The organism is Pseudodesulfovibrio sp. lm2024, from assembly GCF_051175575.1.
In the GTDB taxonomy this organism is placed as follows: Bacteria; Desulfobacterota; Desulfovibrionia; order Desulfovibrionales; family Desulfovibrionaceae; genus Pseudodesulfovibrio; species Pseudodesulfovibrio caledoniensis.
Genome location: NZ_CP195092.1, coordinates 3,332,744 through 3,352,603, shown reverse-complemented (window position 1 = coordinate 3,352,603; position 19,860 = coordinate 3,332,744). Strand labels below are relative to the sequence as shown.

15 protein-coding genes are annotated in these 19,860 nt (G+C 61.3%); 9 read left to right on the top strand and 6 right to left on the bottom strand.

Translation table 11 applies throughout. From position 1 onward, the window contains the following. Positions 1-2,037 carry a ThiF family adenylyltransferase gene (locus ACR42D_RS15645; RefSeq protein ID WP_484567723.1) on the top strand — a complete coding sequence of 679 codons (2,037 nt, stop codon included), beginning with the start codon at positions 1-3 and terminating at the stop codon, positions 2,035-2,037. A gap of 329 nt (positions 2,038-2,366) precedes the next feature. Here the strand turns inward: ACR42D_RS15645 and ACR42D_RS15640 are convergent, their stop codons facing one another. The 6 genes from ACR42D_RS15640 to ACR42D_RS15615 all read right to left on the bottom strand — a co-directional run bounded on the left by ACR42D_RS15640 (position 2,367) and on the right by ACR42D_RS15615 (position 7,517). Further along, a complete protein-coding gene (locus ACR42D_RS15640; RefSeq protein ID WP_484567722.1) occupies positions 2,367-3,188 on the bottom strand; it encodes a PEP-CTERM sorting domain-containing protein in 822 nt (273 codons plus the stop codon). 169 nt (positions 3,189-3,357) lie between these two features. After that, complete coding sequence (locus ACR42D_RS15635; RefSeq protein ID WP_484567721.1) at positions 3,358-4,041, bottom strand: CAAX prenyl protease-related protein; 684 nt, start codon at positions 4,039-4,041, stop codon at positions 3,358-3,360. A 5-nt stretch (positions 4,042-4,046) separates the two neighbouring features. Beyond that, positions 4,047-5,150, bottom strand: a complete 1,104-nt coding sequence (locus ACR42D_RS15630) for an HlyD family secretion protein (RefSeq protein WP_484567720.1) — start codon at positions 5,148-5,150, stop codon at positions 4,047-4,049. Positions 5,151-5,154: 4 nt separating this feature from the next. Further along, positions 5,155-5,865, bottom strand: a complete 711-nt coding sequence (locus tag ACR42D_RS15625) for an ABC transporter ATP-binding protein (RefSeq protein WP_484567719.1) — start codon at positions 5,863-5,865, stop codon at positions 5,155-5,157. A 1-nt stretch (position 5,866) separates the two neighbouring features. After that, positions 5,867-6,997 (bottom strand): ABC transporter permease, encoded by a 1,131-nt coding sequence (locus tag ACR42D_RS15620; RefSeq protein ID WP_484567718.1) that lies wholly within the window; start codon positions 6,995-6,997, stop codon positions 5,867-5,869. 124 nt (positions 6,998-7,121) lie between these two features. Next, positions 7,122-7,517 carry a hypothetical protein gene (locus ACR42D_RS15615; RefSeq protein ID WP_484567717.1) on the bottom strand — a complete coding sequence of 132 codons (396 nt, stop codon included), beginning with the start codon at positions 7,515-7,517 and terminating at the stop codon, positions 7,122-7,124. 195 nt (positions 7,518-7,712) lie between these two features. On the opposite strand from ACR42D_RS15615, the gene prsT reads away from it, so the two are divergent. The 8 genes from prsT (at position 7,713) to prsK (ending at position 19,838) form a co-directional block, all read left to right on the top strand. After that, a complete protein-coding gene (gene prsT, locus ACR42D_RS15610; RefSeq protein ID WP_484567716.1) occupies positions 7,713-10,373 on the top strand; it encodes an XrtA/PEP-CTERM system TPR-repeat protein PrsT in 2,661 nt (886 codons plus the stop codon). A 29-nt stretch (positions 10,374-10,402) separates the two neighbouring features. Beyond that, positions 10,403-11,761, top strand: a complete 1,359-nt coding sequence (locus ACR42D_RS15605; RefSeq protein ID WP_484567715.1) for a TIGR03013 family XrtA/PEP-CTERM system glycosyltransferase — start codon at positions 10,403-10,405, stop codon at positions 11,759-11,761. A gap of 36 nt (positions 11,762-11,797) precedes the next feature. Then, positions 11,798-12,598 (top strand): polysaccharide biosynthesis/export family protein, encoded by an 801-nt coding sequence (locus ACR42D_RS15600; protein WP_484567714.1) that lies wholly within the window; start codon positions 11,798-11,800, stop codon positions 12,596-12,598. 8 nt (positions 12,599-12,606) lie between these two features. Next, on the top strand, positions 12,607-14,112 hold the full coding sequence (locus ACR42D_RS15595) for an XrtA system polysaccharide chain length determinant (protein ID WP_484567713.1): 1,506 nt from the start codon (positions 12,607-12,609) through the stop codon (positions 14,110-14,112). Positions 14,113-14,126: 14 nt separating this feature from the next. Further along, entirely contained in the window at positions 14,127-14,996 is an 870-nt protein-coding gene (locus tag ACR42D_RS15590) for an XrtA-associated tyrosine autokinase (protein ID WP_484567712.1), read from the top strand. Positions 14,997-15,016: 20 nt separating this feature from the next. Then, positions 15,017-16,186 carry an XrtA/PEP-CTERM system-associated ATPase gene (locus ACR42D_RS15585; RefSeq protein WP_484567711.1) on the top strand — a complete coding sequence of 390 codons (1,170 nt, stop codon included), beginning with the start codon at positions 15,017-15,019 and terminating at the stop codon, positions 16,184-16,186. A 105-nt stretch (positions 16,187-16,291) separates the two neighbouring features. Further along, positions 16,292-17,536 (top strand): TIGR03016 family PEP-CTERM system-associated outer membrane protein, encoded by a 1,245-nt coding sequence (locus ACR42D_RS15580; protein WP_484567710.1) that lies wholly within the window; start codon positions 16,292-16,294, stop codon positions 17,534-17,536. Between the two features lie 247 nt (positions 17,537-17,783). Further along, on the top strand, positions 17,784-19,838 hold the full coding sequence (prsK, locus tag ACR42D_RS15575; protein WP_484567709.1) for an XrtA/PEP-CTERM system histidine kinase PrsK: 2,055 nt from the start codon (positions 17,784-17,786) through the stop codon (positions 19,836-19,838). The last annotated feature ends 22 nt before the right edge of the window (positions 19,839-19,860 follow it).

Genomic DNA, 19,860 nt, shown 5'->3' with positions numbered 1-19,860 from the left:
ATGGCCGACACGGATCAGGCAGCCGCTCTGAGGGCCATAGCCGAACAGTGGGGGCTCGGGGACATTTACGCCTACAACGAAGAGGCGTTTTCCCGAACCATCGGCTTCCTGGACGCCGCGGACATGGACCGGCTCATCAACGCGCGGGTGGCCGTGCCCGGCCTGGGCGGCGTGGGCGGCGTGCACGTCGTCACCCTGGCCCGCCTGGGGGTCGGCAAATTCCACCTGTCCGACATGGACTCCTTCGAGCCCGCCAACATGAACCGCCAGTTCGGGGCGCGGGTCCAGCATTTCGGCAAGTCCAAGCTCGACGTCATGGCCGGGGAGGCGCTCTCGGTCAATCCCTACATCGAGGTCGCCAAGTTCCCCGAAGGGCTGAACGCGGACAACGTGGACGCGTTCCTCAAGGACGTGGATGTGGTTGTGGACGGCCTGGACTTTTTCGTCTTCGACGTCCGGCGCATGCTTTTCAACCGCGCCAAGGAACTGGGCATCCCGGTCATCACCGCCGGGCCGCTGGGCTTCAGTTCGGCCCTGCTGGTCTTCACGCCGGGCGGCATGTCGTTCGACGAGTATTTCGACATCACGGACAACATGGAGGAGACCCGCAAATACCTTCATTTCGCCATGGGGCTTGCGCCCAAGGCCTCCCACGCCCGGTACATGGACTCCTCGGTGGTCGATTTCGACCTGGGCAAGGGCCCGTCCACGATCATCGGCTGCCAGATGTGTTCGGCCCTGGCCGCCACCGAGGTGGTGCGGCTGCTGCTCGGGCGCAAGGGCGTCCATCCGGCCCCGTATTACATCCAGTTCGATCCTTATCTGCGGAAGGTCTGCCGGGGCAGGCTGCGCAAGGGCAACAAGTCCTGCGGCCAGCGGCTCAAGGCCTGGCTCTTCGAAAACGTGATGCTCAAGCGGGCCAAGCGCGTGGGCTGCGAGCCCGTGGCCGCGCCCAAGCTGCCCGCCGAGGGGGAGAGTCTGCGGCCGGTGTACGACTACCTGCTCAAGGCGGGCGTCCAGGCGCCGTCCGGCGACAACGTCCAGCCGTGGCGTTTCAAGGCCGGGGACCATGGCGTGGAAGTGCGCATGGACCTTGCGGCCGATGATTCCTTTTTCAATGTGGGCAACCTGGCCACGGCCATCGCCTCGGGCGCGGCCGTGGAGAACATCGCCATCGCGGCAAAAGCCTGCGGATTGACGCCGACCGTCGCCCTCGGCCCGACCCCCGACAGTCCCGACCTGGCTGCCGCCATCGAACTTACGCGGGCCGGGACCCCGCGCGAGGACATCCTGGTGGACGCCCTCTGGCGGCGGCATACCAACCGCAAACCGTACCGCAAGCGGCAGATCCCGGCCGGGATATTCAACCGTCTCGCCGTGGTGGGGGCAGAAGCGGGCGGCAATCTCGATTGGATCAACACGCCGGAGCGGCTGAACAAGCTGGCCGACGCCATTTTTCTTGCCGACCGCATCCGCATGGAGCGCCGGGACCTGCATGAGCACCTGGTCAAGATGGTCCGGTTCACGCCCGAGGCGGCCAAAGAGACCCGCGACGGCCTGCCGCTCAAGAACCTGGAGGCGGGGTTGGGGGGCGAATTGTTCCTCAAGGCGACCAAGTCCTGGAAGACCATGCGGGTGGCCAATGTCTTCGGCGCGAGCCGGGTGGGCGCGTCCATCGCCGCCAAGGGCATCCGCCATAGCGGCGGGGCCGGTCTCCTGGTCGTGCCCGGCACCGGCATCGCGGACTTCCTCCGGGGCGGCCGCGCCCTGCAGCGGGTCTGGCTGACCCTGACCCATTACAATCTGCGTATGCAGCCCATGACCGCGGTCACGCTCTTCCGGTTGCGCTGGCTGCTGGAAGGGCCCGAGGCCTTTTCCGCCAGGCATCGGGAGATGCTCGGCACGGTCTGGGCCAGCCTGGCCGAACTCTTCCCCAAGGCCTGGGCCCAGGGGCCGGTCATGCTCTTCCGGGCCGGATTCGGCAAGCCCATCCACTTCGGCACCTACCGCCGTCCCGTGGAATCCTTCCGTATCTAGCCGGGGATTCCGGCACCGTTCTTCCGCTGCGGCCGGGGCGTTTTCGCCTTGGCCGCTCATGTTTTTTAGCGTGCGCTCGTGTCCTTTCATGCATAAAACGCTTGGCCCGGTTCTCGTTACACGCAATATCGGCGTGGTGGGCGGCCATTCAGGTAGGTGCCGTTGATGTCGGATATAGAAACACTCGCCGTGTGGGCGCGGGCAAGGGGAAGCAGGGCAGAGGCGCTGGACGTGAAAGCGGCGGCCTGTCAGGCCGCCAAAAGTATGAAGCGGGTGCGGCTTTCGCCACACCCGCTTGATACCGTATCGGGGGTTGTAAGACTTACTGCTTACTTCCTGAACTTCCTGCGGAAGCCGACCAGGCCGAGCAGGCCGAAGCCGAGGATCAGGAAGGTGGACGGTTCCGGAGTGGCCACCAGGGTGATGTCGCCACCGGTGGTGACGGTAGCAGTGAAGCCGTCGGCGCCGAAATCCGGGTTCGGCGGGTTAATGTTGGGGTTCAGGTTGTTGTAGAGGTCAAAGGTGAAGAAAGTGGACAGCCAGGGGTAGTCGCCAGCCAGTTCCGGGTAATCCGCCTTGTCGAACCAAATCAGCCCATTGGCGAGAACCGTCGTAAGGATCTTGATGCCCAGGTCGGTCTGACCAGCCAGGGCCGCGCCGCCATTGTTCTCACTGGTGGAATCGCCCAGCCCCCAAGACAGGGACATCTTGGCAAGCGCGGTCGATCCGGCAAGGTCATTGCTGTTGCCGAAGTACATGGTGATGTCACCGCTCTGGTACTGGTAGTTGAAGCTCCCATCGGGAGCCACGTTAGTGATGATACCCTTAAGATTGTCCGAGGCGAAGAAGAGTTCGTTCCCGCCGCCCCAATTGGGATTGTTGTAGTAGACGCCGTTGCCGTCGGTATAACCGACGGTGTAGAGGAGAGAATTGACGCTGAAGGGATCGCCAGCGTCAAGCTGACCGTTACCGCCGTAGCTCTGGTCGATCAAGCCCTGTCCATAGACACTGAGCTGGTCGATGTCGGAGATAGTGCTTCCACCGTAGGCGGAGAGATCCAGCGTCCATCCGTAGATGTTGGCGGCCTGGGCCATGGCGGGCATGGCGAGCACGGCCAGCGCCAGTGCAAAATACATAAACAACTTCTTCATAACGGGCCCCTTTTGGTATTAGGTTCAAAGTTGCCCTGTTTGTTGCAGTAGACGTGCCAAACTATAACTATTTGAATTCGCGTTATTTTGCATCGAAAGAGCTGGGCGGAAGGGGGAATGTGTTAAGGGTTCCGACAGGTTTTTGGGGTGGTTTTTACAGTTTTTCGGCCTACCAGAACCGCCAGTTCTGAGTGGTTAAAACGTAGGCGGCCAACAGGCCGTTGGTCACCGCGTGGCTGAGGACGCACTGGATCAGGCTTGCCGTTTTCCGGTAGATGGCGTTGTACGCCAGGCCCGCCAGGATGCCGGCGAGGTAGAGCTGATGCTCCAGGCCGAACAGCACGGCCGTGGCCGTAAAGGTGAACAGGGTGAAGGTTCCGGCACGGACCGCCATGAAGTTCCGGTCGATCAGGTAGCGGACCAGGAAGGAGCGCCAGAACAGCTCCTCCATGATCGGCACGACAAGGACCGCGCCCGCCACCCGCGCGAATATGAGCGCATACGCCCAGCCCGGCGCGGCCTGGGTGGGATCGTACGGGGTCAGTTCGCCCTGAACGGCCCACGGCAGGTCCAGGTTGATCCACAGGATGAAGACGGCGACACCGGTGACGACGCTGAGGGCGGTGGGTCTCGCCTGGCGCAGCGAGCCCCAGTCCAGGTCGGTGTAGGATTTCCTGAACGCCGCAAGCGCGGCGCAGACCAGGGCGATCTTGACCGGATACAGGCCGAGGATGAAGGCCGGGGACAATGGTTCGTTCCCGAGCAGGCTCGGGATCTCCAGTACGGCCACGAAGGCCATGTACAGGCCGAAGGGAATGACCCGCGCCAGCAGGTCGTAATTGCTCTGTTTCATTTTTATTAGTCGGTTGCGCCGGCCCCTACCTGGTTTCTGACCAGGCCGGAGTTTTCGCTGGTGAGGATGAAGACGTCTCCGGTCAGCCCGGTGACCAGGCCGTCCTGGTCGTCCAGGGCTATGATCGCCTCGAGGACCTTTGTGTCGGCCTTTTCCTGCGGCAGGTCGAGGGTCACGGTCTTGGGGCCGGTCATGCTGCCGACCCGTTCGATCCTGCCCTTGAAACGGAGGCTGCCGAAGGCCTCCGAGGTGAAGTACGCCTCCTGGCCCGGTTCGAGGAGGGCGGCGTACTTCTCGTTGATCTCGGCCCGGATCTGGTAGCGGCTGATGTCCGCCACGGTCAGCACCGGGCACTCGAAAAATATGGACACGTTTTCGCCGGGCTGGCGGTGCACGCGCAGGACCCTGCCGTCCACCGGGCTTCTGAGTCGGGTCTTCTCCAGCTGGGATTGCATGTCCACGGCCCGCTGCACGGCCGCTTCGTATTGCGCCCAGGCCGCGGCGATGTCTTCCTTGCGCGAGAAGTTCTTCATCACCAGATAGCGCTGGCGGGCCTCTTCATACTCCTTTTCGGCCACCAGGTATTCGGTCTCGGTGCGGTCCACCTCTTCCTTGGCGATGAGGTTCTGGGCGAGCAGCTCCTTGCGCCGTTTCATCTCCACGCGGGCGTTCTCCATGACCGACTTGGTCCGCTGGACCACGGACAGGGTCTCGGTCTTTTCCTCCTGTCGCGCTCCGGCCATGAGTTTGTCGTATTGCGCCTTCAGGGCCTGGGCATCGGACCGGGCCGCTTCGAGCCGGGCCGCGTATTCGTCGTTCCTGAGCCGGGCCACCACCTGTCCCTGCTTCACCGCGTCGCCTTCCTTGACCGGGACCTGGTCCAGCAGGCCGCTGATCTCGAAGGCCAGGCGGCGGTTCTGGGAGACGGGCTCCACCTTGCCGAATCCGGCCACCCAGGGGGACTGCCTGTCGATCTCCGGCATCTGTCCGAAGGTCTCGGTCCGCCGGTCCGTGGCGGGCAGATAGTCGTCGAGCCATTGCGGGTACCGCCAATGGACGAACATGGCCGCTCCCAGGATGATGACGATGATGGCGATAACGGTTTTCATGCTTCTATCCGCCGGCGGTAGGCGTGGTTGCGTTCGGGGCCAGGGCGCCGTCCTCGATGGTCAGCATCCGGTCCGCGTAGCCGATGGTGCGCGGGTCATGGGTGACCATGACCACGCAATGGTTCCGCTCATGAGCCAGTCCGGTCATGAGTTCCACTATCATTTTTCCGTTGGCGGAATCCAGCGCGGCGGTGGGTTCGTCCGCCAGGATGATGCTCGGCCGTCCGGCCAGGGCGCGGGCGATGGCCAGCCGCTGCTTCTGGCCGCCGCTCATGGTCTCGGGCATGGAGTCGGCCTTGGCTTCCAGCCCCACGGATTCCAGGGCGGCCAGCGCGCGCTTGCGGGCCTCCGCGCCCGTGATGCCCCGCAGGTGCAGGGCCACGAGGATGTTGTCCGCCACGGACAGAGTCGGAAAGAGGTTGTACTCCTGGAAAATGAATCCCAGGTGCTCGAGACGGAGTTGACCAAGCTTGCGGTCGCTCAGCCCGGTGGCCTCGATCCCGTCGATGGCCAGGGTCCCCGCGTCGGGCCGCAGGATGCACCCCATGATGGAGAGCAGGGTGGTCTTGCCGCTGCCGGACGGGCCCATGAGCATCAGCACCTCGCCCCGGTCCACCGAAAGCGAGATGTCCCTCAGGGCGTAGGTCAGGTTGTCCCCGGTGCCGAAATGCTTGGAGACGCCTTTTATGCGTATGACGGTTCGGGAATCCGGCATGCTATCTGCCCTTGAAGACCAGCGCCGGATCGAGGCGCATGACCTTGCGGATGGAGATGATCGCGGACACGATGCACATGGACAGGGTCAGGCCGAGCATGGCCAGCTTGAGCCCCCAGGGGAGGACGATGACCATGGCCGAAAAACCGCTCATGTCCGAGATGATGCTGGCCGCCAGGATGCCGAGCGAGTAGCCGAGCAGGGCGGAGATGGTCGCCTGGACGATGATGATCGAATATATGTAGCTGTTGGGCGCGCCCATGGCCTTGAGGGTGGCGAACTCGGCGATGTGGTCGAGGGTGGTGGCGTACAGTGTCTGGGCCACGATGACCATGCCGACCACCAGGCCGAGGAAGGCCGCGATGAGCAGCCCGGTGCCCGCCCCGGTGTTGAACATCCAGTAGCGCTGGGTCTTGGCGCTGAATTCCGGAGTGGTGTACACGTCCACGTTGTCCACCCTGTTGGAAATGGCCTTTTTGAGGCGTCCCGGGGTCTCCCCGTCCTTGCCCCGGACCAGCAGGTAGGTGAACTCGCCCGGCTCCAGAATGGTATAGCTCCGGGCGGCGTCCAGGGAGGCGAACACGTAGGGAGAGGTGGTGAATGACCGGATCCCCTGGGTCAGGGCCGCCACCCGCGCCTTTTTCCTGTTGATCTCCACCTGCTCGCCCAGCCGGGTCACGCCGAGTTTCTCCATGTACAATTGGTCGATGACGATGGCGTCCCGCAGGTCGAGCATCTTGCCCGAGCCGCGCACGAAGTTCCACGGGCCGCCCATGTCCTTGTCGGTCTCGTAGCCGATGATCTCGATGGACTCCTGAAGCCCGTCCGGTTTTTTCCAGTCCGCGAACCGGATGATGAACTTGGCCGCGTCCCCGACCTCGGGCAGGGAGAGAACCTCGTAATACTTGCGCTCCTTCAAGGGCAGAGCGATGTCGAAATTCTTGACCCCCCGGGAAGTGACCCACACGTCCGCGCCGGAATTGTCGATGACCGCCGAAATGGTCCGGGTGAAGCCGAGAAAGAGCCCGATCTCCACCGTGATCAGGACCACGGCAAAGACGATACCGGTCAGGGTCACGCACAGGCGCACCCTGTCGTGAAAGAGATTTTGTCTGGCTATGCGGTATATCATTCAAGGTCGCTCTTCTGGAATATAGCCCTATCCGTATCAAGTTACCGGCTCTTTGTCTTCCTCAGCGCCGCAAAGAAGTTACGGGGAGCCGAGGGGGCTCGTCGCCATGGCCCGGCGCAGCATTTTAACACAATGTCAACATGCGGGCCGGGCCGTTCATATATGCTCGGAGCACGGTTGTCCGAGAAATCCGGAAAAATCGGAATAAGAACTGATATTGATATGCTTGATGTTTATAGCGGCAGAGATTCAGATTATTAATATTTAGAAAAAATATAGAGAAAATAGTGAAAATACGGGCTCGGTGCGGGGTGCCAGACCCCACTTTGGGGAGGCTTGCGGCGCATGAAGCGTTTCGGCCTTTTCCGTAGAAAAAATGATCCGCCATCGGGCAGGCTGTGGAAAACTCCAACATGGAAGTCGGGATACCGATGGGCCGTTGTTGCCCTTCGCCCGAAGCGGTGTCCAAGGTGCTCCCGGCTTCAGGAACAAGCAGGAATAATTCGAGGCCGATTGCCATTGTAATCGTGTCCGGGTTTCCCGGACAAAAGGCGTATGCAAACACCTATTCGAGAGAGGGTTTTACAGTATACTGTCAATAATTTCTGAATGATACTCATTATAATGTGACTTGGCATGGTTATCGCAATACTGGTCGTCCTGGCGGCCGAACTGCTGGCCGCGAACGACAATTGACATCTCTCTGGAGGCTGTTGTGAAAGCTCGAGTCGCATCCATATTTTTCCTACTCTTCCTGGCCGGCGCGCTGCCCGCGTGCGGACAGAACTCCGAAGCCGATCTCATGGCCGAAGGCCAGCGCTATATGCAGGAGAAGAATTATCAGGGGGCCATCGTCATCTTCAAGACACTGCTCGAGCAGTCTCCGGAAAAGATGGAGGCGCGCTTCGCCCTGGGCAAGGCCTACCTGAGAACGGGAAAACTGGACCAGGCCGAAAAGAGCTTCGAGAAGTACGCCCGACAGAACCCCTATGACGCCGAATTGCTGCTCGAGACGGGCCGCCTGAAGCTGTTCAGCCAGGACTACGCGGGGGCCGCCGAGGCTCTGGCCGCGTATACGGAAAAGGAACCCAAGTCCGCCGAGGGGTTCAGCCTGCTCGGCCGTGCCGAATGGGCGCAGGGCAAGGAGGCCGAGGCCAAGGCCATGTTCGAGAAGGCGCTGGCCCTGGACCCCAACCAGGAAGAGGCCGAACTGGCCCTGGCGCAGTTGTCCCTGGCCCAAGACAATCCGGGTAGGGCCAAGGAACTCGTGGACAACCTGCTTGCCGCCTCCCCGACCAATCGCGAAGGGCTGTATTTCAAGGCCAAGCTCGCCGGCATGCAGAACGACCAGGAGACGTATCGCGACACCATGAAGGCCCTGGTCAAGGCCCATCCCACCGACGGCTACGCCAAGTATCTCTACGCCAAGACGCTCATGGCCGACGGCAACTACGACGGCGTTCTGGCCCTGGCCAAGGAACTCCAGTCCGGTGCTCCCAAGATGCCGTTCGGCAAGATGCTCACGGGAATGGTCAGCTATGCCAAGAAGGACTATCAGGCGGCCGTCAACGCCTTCCAGGAAGCCGTGTCCATCCAGCCCGATGTCGAAGGCTATTTCTACCTCGGCATGAGCTACTACGGCATGGGCGACCTGGAAACCGCCATTTCCCAGCTGCGCGTGGCCGCCGACCGGTCCGACCGGTTTCTCAAGGCCCGCGAGATGATCAGCCTTATCCTCTTCCAGCAGAGGCGCTTCAACGAATCCATCGCCGAGGCCCAGAAGATCATCGAGGTCGACTCCAACAACGTCCTGGCCCGGGTTATTCTGGGCGACGCCTACACCGCCAAGGGCGATCCGGGCAAGGCCCTCAGCGAGCTGAAGGAAATCACGGATAAGAACCCGAATTTCGCCAACGCCTTCATCAAGATGGGTGCGTTGTACTACGAGCAGGGCGAGATGGGCGAGACCGAGGAGGCGCTCAAGGGCGCCATGAACGCGGCTCCCGACAGCATCCGTCCCCGTCTCGTGCTGTCCAGCTTCTATCTGCGCAACGGAGACAAGGACCTGGCCCTTAAGGTCCTGAAGGATGGCCTCAAGGATACCAGGGACGACGTGCCGCTGTATGTCTCACTGGCCCGCATGGCCCTCCTGGACAAGAACTCCGCCGATGCGCGGGAGTACCTGGGCAAAGCCCGCTCCCTGGATGAAAAGAACCCGGCCCCGTATATGATGCTCGCGTCCATGGATCTGGCCGAAAGGGACACCGAGAGCGCTCTGGCCGAGTACGACGCCCTTCTCGCCCAGCGCCCCGGGTACATGAGGGCCCTGCTGGCCAAGGCGGTGGTCCTGGATACCCTCGGCAAGGGTGCGGAATCCGCCTCGGTCTACCAGGAAGCGATCAAGTCCGGCGATGATGCCGCCTACATGGCGTATGCGGGCAGTCTCCGGAAGGCCGGTGATGACGAAGGCGCGCTGGCCGTCGTGAATGAAGGACTGGCCCAGTCCGCCAACAACATCAGGCTGGTCCAGCAGAAGGCCGACATCCTTTTTGCCCTGAAGCGGTACGAAGATGTGCTGACCATGAGCAACGAGATCGAAAAGATCAACCGCGAGGCGGGGCTCAGCCTGCGCACCCGGACCTACGTGCTCATGAAGGAATACGACAAGGCCGTGGCCGCGGCCCGCCAGATGTGCGAATTCAACCCCAAGAATCCGGGCGGGTACCTGATCCTGGCCGACGTGAACATGAACGCCGGGCGGACCGGCGACTGGGGCAAGGCCCTGGACGAGGGCGTGGCCAAGTGCGGCCCCGAACCGGTCCTGCTGCTGCAACTCGGCCGCTATTACTCCAGCCTGGGCGACTACCCCAAGGCCCTGGCCTATTTCGACTCGGTCATCAAGAGCGATGAGAAATCCTTCCAGGCCCACGCCATGCAGGGCGACGTCTACCTGACGACCGGCCGCAGGGACAAGGCGACCACCAGCTACAACAGGGCGCTGGAACTGAACGACAGATACATCCCGGCACTGAACAACCTGGCCATGATCTACGTGGAGAATCCCAAGACGGCCCCCGAGGCGTTGCGCCTGGCCTACAAGGCCTATCTGCAGGCCCCGTGGAACCCCTCGATCATGGATACCTTCGGCTACGCCCTGGCCGTGAACGGCAAGGCGGACACCGCCGTCACCGTCCTCGAAAAGGCGGCGTCGGCGCAGCCCGAGGACCAGAACATCAATTATCATCTCGGTTACGCCTATTACAAGGCGGGCGACAGGGAGCGGGCCAAGGCCAAGCTGACGGCCGTGGCCGACTGCCCCCAGTGCGAAATGAGCACGGACGCCCGCAAACTGCTTAAGTCTATTGACGGCGAATAGGTGCGCTTGATCAAGAGGGAGAGACGATCATGGTAGCAATAGCATCGCTTAGAGTATTCAAGGACTTCCTGTCCCTGGCATTGGCGCTCGTTTTCGGCTCGCTGCTGTTTTTTAACGACTTCAGCGAGGTCCTGACGGTTTTCCGCGGGCGTTACTACGACCTGGCGGCCCTGGTCGCCGTGGTTCTGGTCTCGTCCTGCATCGTGCACATGACCCTGTACGCCACCAAGGGCGACAAGACGGACGGATATCCCAGCCTGTTCATCAGCCTGATCCTGGCGACCAACGTGGCCTTTCTGGTCTACTGGCAGACCGGCCTGTTCATGCGTCTGGAAGAGATGGTCCTCCTGGTCCTATGCCTGTTCGGGCTGTTCCAGTCGAGCTGGATCGTGCTCTCCAGGAACTGGCAGAAGATCCCCGGCATGGTGCACCGTGTGGTCATTGTGGGCAACGGCAAGCTGGCCGAGGAGATGAAGGGGCTGGCCCTGGCCTCTGGCGGCCGCTACCAGTTCCGCGACTTCATCGAGTGCGTGCCCGGCCAGTGGTCCGATCCCGAGGCCCAGGTGGACAACCCCACCCGCGAGATCCTCGAGCGGGCCAAGAAGGCCAAGGCCAGCAAGGTGGTCATTTCCCTGACCGAGCGCCGCGGGGCCTTCCCCCTGCAGGAGATCCTGAACTGCAAGCTCAGCGGCATGGAGGTCCTGGACGCCCCCGAGTTCTACGAGCGCGTCAACGGGAAGCTCATGCTCGAAAACATCACCCCGAGCTGGTTCATCTTCTCCAAGGGGTTCAAGATGATGGGGCTGCGCCGCTTCTTCAAGCGCATCGGCGACATCGTCCTGTCCCTGATCGGGATCGTCCTGGTCTCGCCGCTGCTGCCCCTGGTGGCCCTGGTCATCAAACTGGACTCCCCGGGCCCCGTGCTCTTCAAGCAGATCCGGGTGGGCAAGGCCGACGAAAACTTCGTCATCTACAAGTTCCGCTCCATGCGCCAGGACGCCGAAAAGGAATCCGGCGCCGTGTGGGCGAAGCAGAACGACAACCGCGTCACCAAGCTGGGCGCGTTCCTGCGCAAGTCCCGCATCGACGAGATCCCGCAGCTCTTCAACGTGCTGATCGGGGACATGAGCCTGGTGGGACCTCGCCCGGAGCGGCCCGAATTCGTCAAGAACCTGAAGAAGGTCATCCCATACTACTCCGAGCGCCACTTCGTGAAGCCCGGCATCACGGGCTGGGCCCAGGTCCGCTACCCCTACGGCGCCTCGGTGGAGGACGCCATTGAAAAGCTGCGCTACGACCTGTATTACATTAAAAACTATTCGCTGTTCTTCGACTTCAGGATCATGATCGACACCATCGCCGTCATGGTCAAGAAGCTCGGACGCTAGAAAAAGGAGAGAGGGATGCAGATTTTCGGTGGTATCTTGAAAACATGTGTTTTGGTTGCGGCCCTGGTGCTCCTGGCACCGGCGGTCGGCCTCGCCGACGATTACGTGATCGGCGAGGGCGACCAACTGGCCGTGCACGTCTGGGGCGAGGACGAACTGAATTCCACTGTCATTGTCAGGCCCGACGGCAAGATATCCATGCCGGGCGTCGATGACATCGAGGCCGCGGGCAGCACGCTGCCCCAACTCAAGGAGCGGTTGCAAAAGAGCATAGCAACCCTGATCAAGGATCCGATCCTCAATATTTCCCTGCTCAAGAGCGTCAACAGCCGGATCTTCGTGGTCGGTGGCGGCGTGGAGCCCCGGGTGTTCGATATGCCCCAGCGGACGACGCTGCTGCACGTGCTCGCCTCCCTCGGCACTCTGGCCCGGGCCGATCTGCACAAGGCCTACGTCTATCGCGACGGGAAAAAGGTGATGTCCGATTTTTACGGACTATTTTACAGGGGCGACTTTACCAAGGATATTCGCATGGAACCCGGGGATACCATTTTCATGCCGGTCAAGTACGATCAGAATGTGTACGTGGTCGGCGCGGTCAACCAGCCCAAGGCGATCCTCTACCAGGACGGGCTCACCGTGCTGGACGCGCTGCTCATGGCCGGCGAGTTCAACAAGTACGCCAACGAGGACGAGATCGTCATCGTCCGCACCGTCGACGGCAAGAAGGAGCGCATCCCGGTTCGCACCAAGGACCTCATCAAAAAGGGCGACTTGAAGCAGAACGTCCAGCTCCAGGCCGGTGACTACATCATCGCGCACGAAAGCTTCTTCTAGGAAAAGCAATGGCCAATCCGCATTCAGATGCCTTTTCCAACGAAGGCAGCTTCGATATCATGCGCTATGTGCACCTGGTGCTGAAGCGCAAGGGGATCTTGGTGTCCATCGCTCTCGTCGTCATGTTCGCGGCGATCGTCGCCGCATACGTCATGCCCAAGAAGTATGATGCCAGGTCCACCGTCTTCATCGAGCAGAACGTCATCAGCGACCTGGTCAAGGGTATCGCCATCACGCCGTCCATGAACATGAAGATCAAGGCCATCAAGGTGACCATGCTCTCCAGGACCATGGTGCTCAACGTCATCAAGGCCCTGGATATGGATGTCCACGCCACCTCGGCTCGCGATCTCGACGCCATGATCGCGGGGTTGCAGAGGCGTATCCAGGTAAGCCTCGATGAACGCAGGGGCGTGTTCAAGATATCCCTGGAAGATGTCGATCCGGTCAGGGCCCGGGATGTGGTCAACACCCTCACCCGTTTGTACATCGAGGAGAACACCTCGACAAAGCGCAAGGAGTCCTTTGAGGCGACCCAGTTCCTGGCCGAGCAGATCGAGGTCTTCAAGAAGCGCATCGACGCCGCGGAACAGGAGATCGACAAGTTCAAGGCCGAGGCCGGCCAGGTGCTGTTCGCCGACGAAGGGGCCATCCGGGGCGAACTCCTCGACGCGAGCTCGCGGCTCGATCAACTGAACATCCGCATCAATGCGCTGAAGACGTCCAAGAACCTGCTGGTCAGCAACACGCCGCTCAGGCAGCAGCTGGACTCGCAGCAGAAGGCCTTGGACGCCATGCGGGGCCGGTATACGGAGAGCCACCCCAAGGTCAGGCAGCTGGAAAACGCCATCGCCGCGACAAAGCAGCGGCTCCAGTCCAGCGGCACGTCCGAGCTGAACGCCGTGTATCGGACCTCCGAGTACCTGTCCCTCAAAGTGGAGCTGGCCTCGCTTGAGAATACGAAGGAAAATCTGGAAGAAGAGATCGAGAGGAATCGGGACATCCTCCGCAGGATCCCGGCCGTGCGCAGCGAGCTGGCGGAATTGCAGCGCAAGCTGCACAACGAGACGATCATCTACGAAAAGCTCGTTTCCCGCTATGGACAGTCCGAGGTCTCCAAGGAGATGGAGCTTCAGGACAAGTCCATGTCCTTCCGGGTGCTCGACCCCGCGGTGGTGCCCACCCAGCCCTCCAAGCCGAACCGGCCGCTCATCATCCTGATGGGTATAGCGGGCGGGATCGGCCTGGGTATCGGCCTCATCATCCTTCTGGACCTGATCAATCCCAGCATCAAGACCCTGGACGACCTCAAGGAGTACGGCGTGCCCGTGCTGGCGGTCATCCCCAAGGTCCGGGACGAGGAACAGGTGGCCAAGCAGCGCAAGCGCGACCGGTGGGTATACGCCGTGGGCGTCGTCGGTCTGCTGATCACCCTGTCTTTCCTGGTCGTGGAATTTCTCCACCTCGGTATCGTGGATAAAGTGATAGCCAAAGTCGCCGGCATGGTCGGCTGACGGGAGATATGAATATGAGCAGAATAGAAGAAGCATTGAAGAAAGCGTCCCAATTGCGCGGCAAAGAGGGAGAGCGGCAGGGCCGTTCCATCCCCACCGGCCGGACCATCGGCGGTGCGCCGGGCGGCGATCTGGGACATGCTCCTAAAAAGGAGATTCCCCAGGAGGTGCTCGACCGGGTGGCCGGGCAGCACATGCTGGTCTCCCTGAACGATATCGTGTCCCCCGCGGCCGAGGAATTCCGCAAGCTGAAGCAGAATCTGGTCCGGCTGACCAAGAAGAAGGGGTTCCAGAACACCATCGTCATCACCAGCGGCACTGTGGGCGAAGGCAAGAGCGTGACCTCCACCAACCTGGCCATCAGCCTGGCCCAGGAGTTCGACCACACCGTGCTCCTGGTGGACGCCGACCTGCGCAAGCCCTCCTGCCACGAACTGCTGTGCATGGACCAGGGCTACGGGCTGTCCGACTGCCTGCTCGAAGGCACCGACGTCAGCAACGCCATCATCCGGACCGGCATCGGCAAACTGTCGTTCCTTCCGGCCGGTACGCCCATGGCCAACCCGGGCGAGTTGCTGGCCTCCCAGCGCATGGCCACGGTCCTGCGCGAGATGAAGGAGCGGTATTCCGACCGCTTCCTGATCATCGACACGCCGCCGGTCCTGCCCTTTGCCGAAAGCCGCATCCTGGCCCGGCTGGCCGACATGGTGGTCCTGGTGGTCAGGGAGCAGCGGCTGTCCAAGTACGAGATGAACGAGACCCTGGAGGCCCTGAGCGGGGCCAACGTGGCCGGAGCCGTGTTCACCCAGGCCTCACGCGGGCATTCGGCCTCGGGCTACAGCGGGTACGCGCACTACAGCTACAAATACTCTTACAATGCCTAGTTAGGCATTGAGGCGGCGCCATGTACGAGGAATTCTTCAACTTCAGGTCCAAGCCATTCGACCTGTTGCCGAACCCGGACATGCTCTTCATGAGCCGGTCCCACGGCAAGGCCCTCTCGTACCTGCGGTACGGCATCGAGGAGCGCGCCGGGTTCATCCTCCTGAGCGGCGAAGTGGGCGCGGGCAAGACCACGCTCATCCGCGAGCTCATCAAGCGCCATCTCGACAACGTGACCCTGGCAAAGATTTTCAACACCAAGGCGGACTCCCATCAGCTCCTGACCATGATTAACGACGATTTTGGCCTGGAGACCGACGGGCGGTCCAAGGCCGCGCTGCTGCGGGACCTGAACGAGTTTCTCATCGACCAGTACGCCGAGGGCAAGCGGGCCGTCCTGATCATCGACGAGGCCCAGAATCTGTCCTCGGACCTGCTGGAGGAGATCCGCATGCTCTCCAATCTGGAGACCGACGGCGGCAAGCTGCTCCAGATCGTCCTGGTGGGACAGCCGGAACTTCGCGACACCCTGAACAGCCCTGAGCTGCTGCAGCTGCGGCAGCGCATCCAGATCGGCTGCCACCTCAGGCCCCTGGATCGGGAAGAGGTCAAGGAATACATATACTACCGGATGGAAAGCGCCGGTAACAGGGAGGCCGTGACCTTTGCGCCCGAGGCCCTGGATCTGATCCACGACCTGAGCCGAGGGGTGCCTCGCCTGATCAACATCCTGTGCGACTACCTCCTGCTCGACGCCTTTGCCGGCGAGAAGCGGGACATCGCCGGAGAGGACGTCTCGGCCATCGCCGAGGAACTGGATTTCGAGCGGCAGTACTGGCAGAGCTCGCAGGAGAGGCCGGTCGCGACGGCCGGCGGCCTGCACCGGGCGAGGAAGTTGCCCAAGCGGGCATCCCAGGTGCTCAAGACCATCAACGACCTGAGCAACCGGTTGGATATGCTGGAACGTTCGTCTTCCAAGACCGACCAGAACTCGATGGTCGTTCTGATGGATCGGCTGGAAGCCGTGGAAAAGAAGCTGAAGCTGCTTGAGGACAGCATGGAGTCCGTCAAGGCCATGTGCTGGAACAAGATGGCGCAACAGAGAATGGAACCCATGAAACAAGTGGATAAAAAAGGGGAGCGTCCCGTGAAAAAGGGATGGGCCTACAGACTCTTGTTCGGAGGTGAGTAGGCGGAGAATCCTGGAGCAAGCGCCTTGCAATGCAATTGGATAGCTAGTAAAGCTTATAAAATTTCATTGTGTGCGTCTGCAGTGTCCGTCCGCTGAGAGGGTGTCGTGTCCATAGTAAACATGTCAATATTCCCCGTGGTGCTCCTGGTTCTGAGCCTGCTCCTTCCTTTGGGGGGAGTGGCCCGGGGCGCGGACTTTACGATCGAGCCGAGAATATCGACCACCATGGAGTACAACGACAACGTTACTCAAACGCAGAACCCCAAAGGGGACTACCTGTGGATCGTCAAGCCGGGGCTGAGCGCTACCTATGAGCATTCCAGGGTTCTCTTCGATCTCTCCTACGATTTTGAAAACAAGAAATATCTTGACCAGGTCAAGGGGGATGAACAGAACAACTACCTGAATGCGCGGGGCGAGATCGAGGCCATCAAGGATTTCTTTTTCATAGATACTTCAGACGTCTATAAAAAGGTCTACACGAACGCCACCCGGGGCGATGTGGAGGAAGGCGACACCACGGCAGGGACCACGGACCAGAACACGTTTGACATCAGGCCCTACTTCGTCGTCCCGCTTCAGGACCGGACTTCATTGAAGACCGGAGCGGGGTTCCGGGACATCTGGTACTCGGAGGAAGGCAGCGTCGATAAACGGATATACGAGCTGTACGCGGACTTGAGCCATGAGTTGACCGACAGATGGCAATTCACCGGAGGCGTCGGGTTCCAGAAACATGACCCGCGTTGGGAAGATGGAGGGTTCGAGCGGTACAATCTGAAGTTGGGGACAACGTATTCGTACGCCGAGGGATCGTACATTGAGGCAAACGTGTCGCCAACCTATACGGACTACGCGACCGAGGACTCCTCGAACAAGCAGTACACCCCGTATTTCATCGGCATAACCCACGCGTTCACTCCGACGATTATAGGCAGCATATCGTCATCCATGGATTTCACGGAGGACCCCGAGTCCGCGGATACGAAGAACCAGTATGTGCATGAAGTCAGTTTGAGGAATGAATACGAACGGGGAAATTTTATATTAACGCTTGCGTACTATGACTATGAAGAGGACCAGGCCAGCAGGACGACCTATTGGCGTCCGAGTTTTGGAGGGAGACACGACCTGTCGGAGCGGCTTTCTTTCAATTACAATGCCTATATGAACTTGTACACGAACCCTGACTGCGAAAAGACGATATTCTCTCTGGTTAGCCTGAGCTACAGTATGTCCGAAAGCACCTCCGCGAGTTTGTCGTACCGGTTCAAGATGAACGACGAGCAGACGGACGCGAATGACTACAGGTCCAATTCCGTCGGGTTGACGTTGACGTGGCGGCGATGACGGTCCGGTGTCCGGAGTAATTGCAAGGGGAGGATAGCGAGCGGTACGAGTCGATGAATACGGTACAGGGATGTGGTCCAAAGGAATGATCTATGAGACGTTTGCCTGAAAAGCCCCATAATGCGTGCGAGCGATGCCTCGCCGCGGCCGCAGCCCCCAAGCCGTACGTTTCTTTGAAACGCGACGGACGCAATGCCGCAACCATGGGTGGGCATGCGCCCTTTTTTTTGCATGACGGAGGCCGGGAATGCTGAGCGGCGCGGTCCAGATATTGGCCGTCGTTCTCGCGGCCCTCTATCCCCTGATAGCCCTTTCGCGCGGCGGCCGGAGGTGGGAGACCGTCTCCCTGCTCGTCCTGCTCTGGCTGGTGGCCGGGCTGGGCGTGTGCGATTATCTGCTCCTCGAGTACCCGGCCGAATTCCTGACCATCAGCCAGATTTCCCTCTACTGCATGGCCCTGGCCTGCCCGGTCTGCATCCTGTTCTCCAATGCCTACCGCCGGGAGTTCTCCTTCCCGGAGCTGCCCGCCACCCAGCAGCTGCTCATGGGGCTGTCCCTGGTGCCCCTGGCCATGGTCCTGGTCTTCCCGGCCCGGAATTTCTACTATTCTCCCGATTTCCACACCGACAAGACCCTCTTCCTGGAGCCGGTGGCCTTCTTCTTCTACCTCCAGGTCATTCTGTTCATGGCCGTGTCCCTGTTCAACCTGGAGGCGACCATCGCCAACGCACCCCACGGGGTGAAATGGAAGATCAAGTTCTCCATCGTGGGCGTCGGCACGGTACTGGCCTCGTACGTGCTCTACTACAGCCAATCCATGATCTTCCGGGCCATCGACACCGGGTTCATCACCACGCGCTCCCTGGGGGTGATCGTGGGGGTGCTGCTGATGGCCTACTCGGAGTTCACCCGGGGCAACGACGAGCGGATCACCATCTCCAAGAGCCTGACATACCGCTCGTTCGTGGTCCTGTTCTGCGGCCTCTTCCTGGTCCTGGTCGGGCTGGTGGGCGAGGGGCTCAAGATATTCGGCAACCAGTTCAACGCCTACGCCTTCACCATGGTCGCCTTCCTCGGCGTGCTCGGCCTGGTGGTCATCTCCCTTTCCGAGTCCATGCGCCGCAAGTTCCGGCTGGCCATCCAGCGCCATTTCTACGGCGAGAAATACGACTACCGCATCGAGTGGAAGCGCTTCACGGACCGGGTGACCAACTCCCGCAGCCGGGACGAGCTCTACAAGAACATCCTGACCGTCTACTGCGAGACCTTCGGCATCGTCGGCGGGTGCATCTTCCTGCAGGGCCGCCACAGCACGGACTTCGCGCCCATCTGCTTCCACGAGATGGACGATTCCAAGATGCCCATCCCGGCCCGCTCGCCGCTGGTCCGCCTGCTCAAGGATCGTCGGCACATCCTGGACCTGCGCCGCGAGGAGGTCGATCTGGGCGAGGAGGCGCAGACCTTTCTGGCCGAGCGGAGCTGCCGGTTCATCGTGCCCATCCGCACGGCCCGGTCCCTGGTCGGGGTCATCATTCTGGGCGCGCCCATCAACGTGGTCGAGAATTACGACCAGGAGGACATGGAGCTCATGGAGGCCGTGGCCATGCAGGCGGCGGCCGTGCTCATGAACATGCGGTTGGGCGACGAGCTGGCCGAGGCCCGCGACATGGAGGCCTTCGGCAAGGTGGCGGCGTTCGTCCTGCACGACCTCAAGAACCAGGTCTATCCTCTGTCCCTGCTCGAGGAGAACGCCCGCGAGTACATCAACGACCCGGAATTCCAGCAGGACATGCTCGACTCCCTGAGCAACATCGTGGGCCGCATGAACACGCTCATCGCCCAGCTGACCAACATCCCCACCAAGGGGTCCCTGAGCCTGGAACTGGTGGACCTCATGGAGGTGGCCAAGAGCGCGGCCGAGGCCCTGCCGTCGGCCAGGATCGAATTCTCGGGCGAATCGGTGTCCGTGGAGCTGGACGTGTCCGAGTTCAAGAAGGTCGCGGTCAATCTCTACCTCAACGCCATGGAGGCCGGGGATAACGCGCCGTTCAAGGTCTTTGTCGGCGACGAGAACGGCCCGGTCATGCGGGTCTCGGACTCCGGGGCGGGCATTGACGAGGAGATCCTGGAGGGCGGGCTTTTCGTCCCGTTCAAGACCACCAAGAAGAAGGGTATGGGCATCGGCCTGTACCAGAGCAAGCAGATTCTGGAAGCCCACGGAGGCTCCATCGTGGCCACGAGCCCGGAGGGGGGCGGGGCGATCTTCACCGTGACCCTGCCCGCCCCGGCCGAGGCAAGGTAAACGAGACAAACCAACGGGTTCT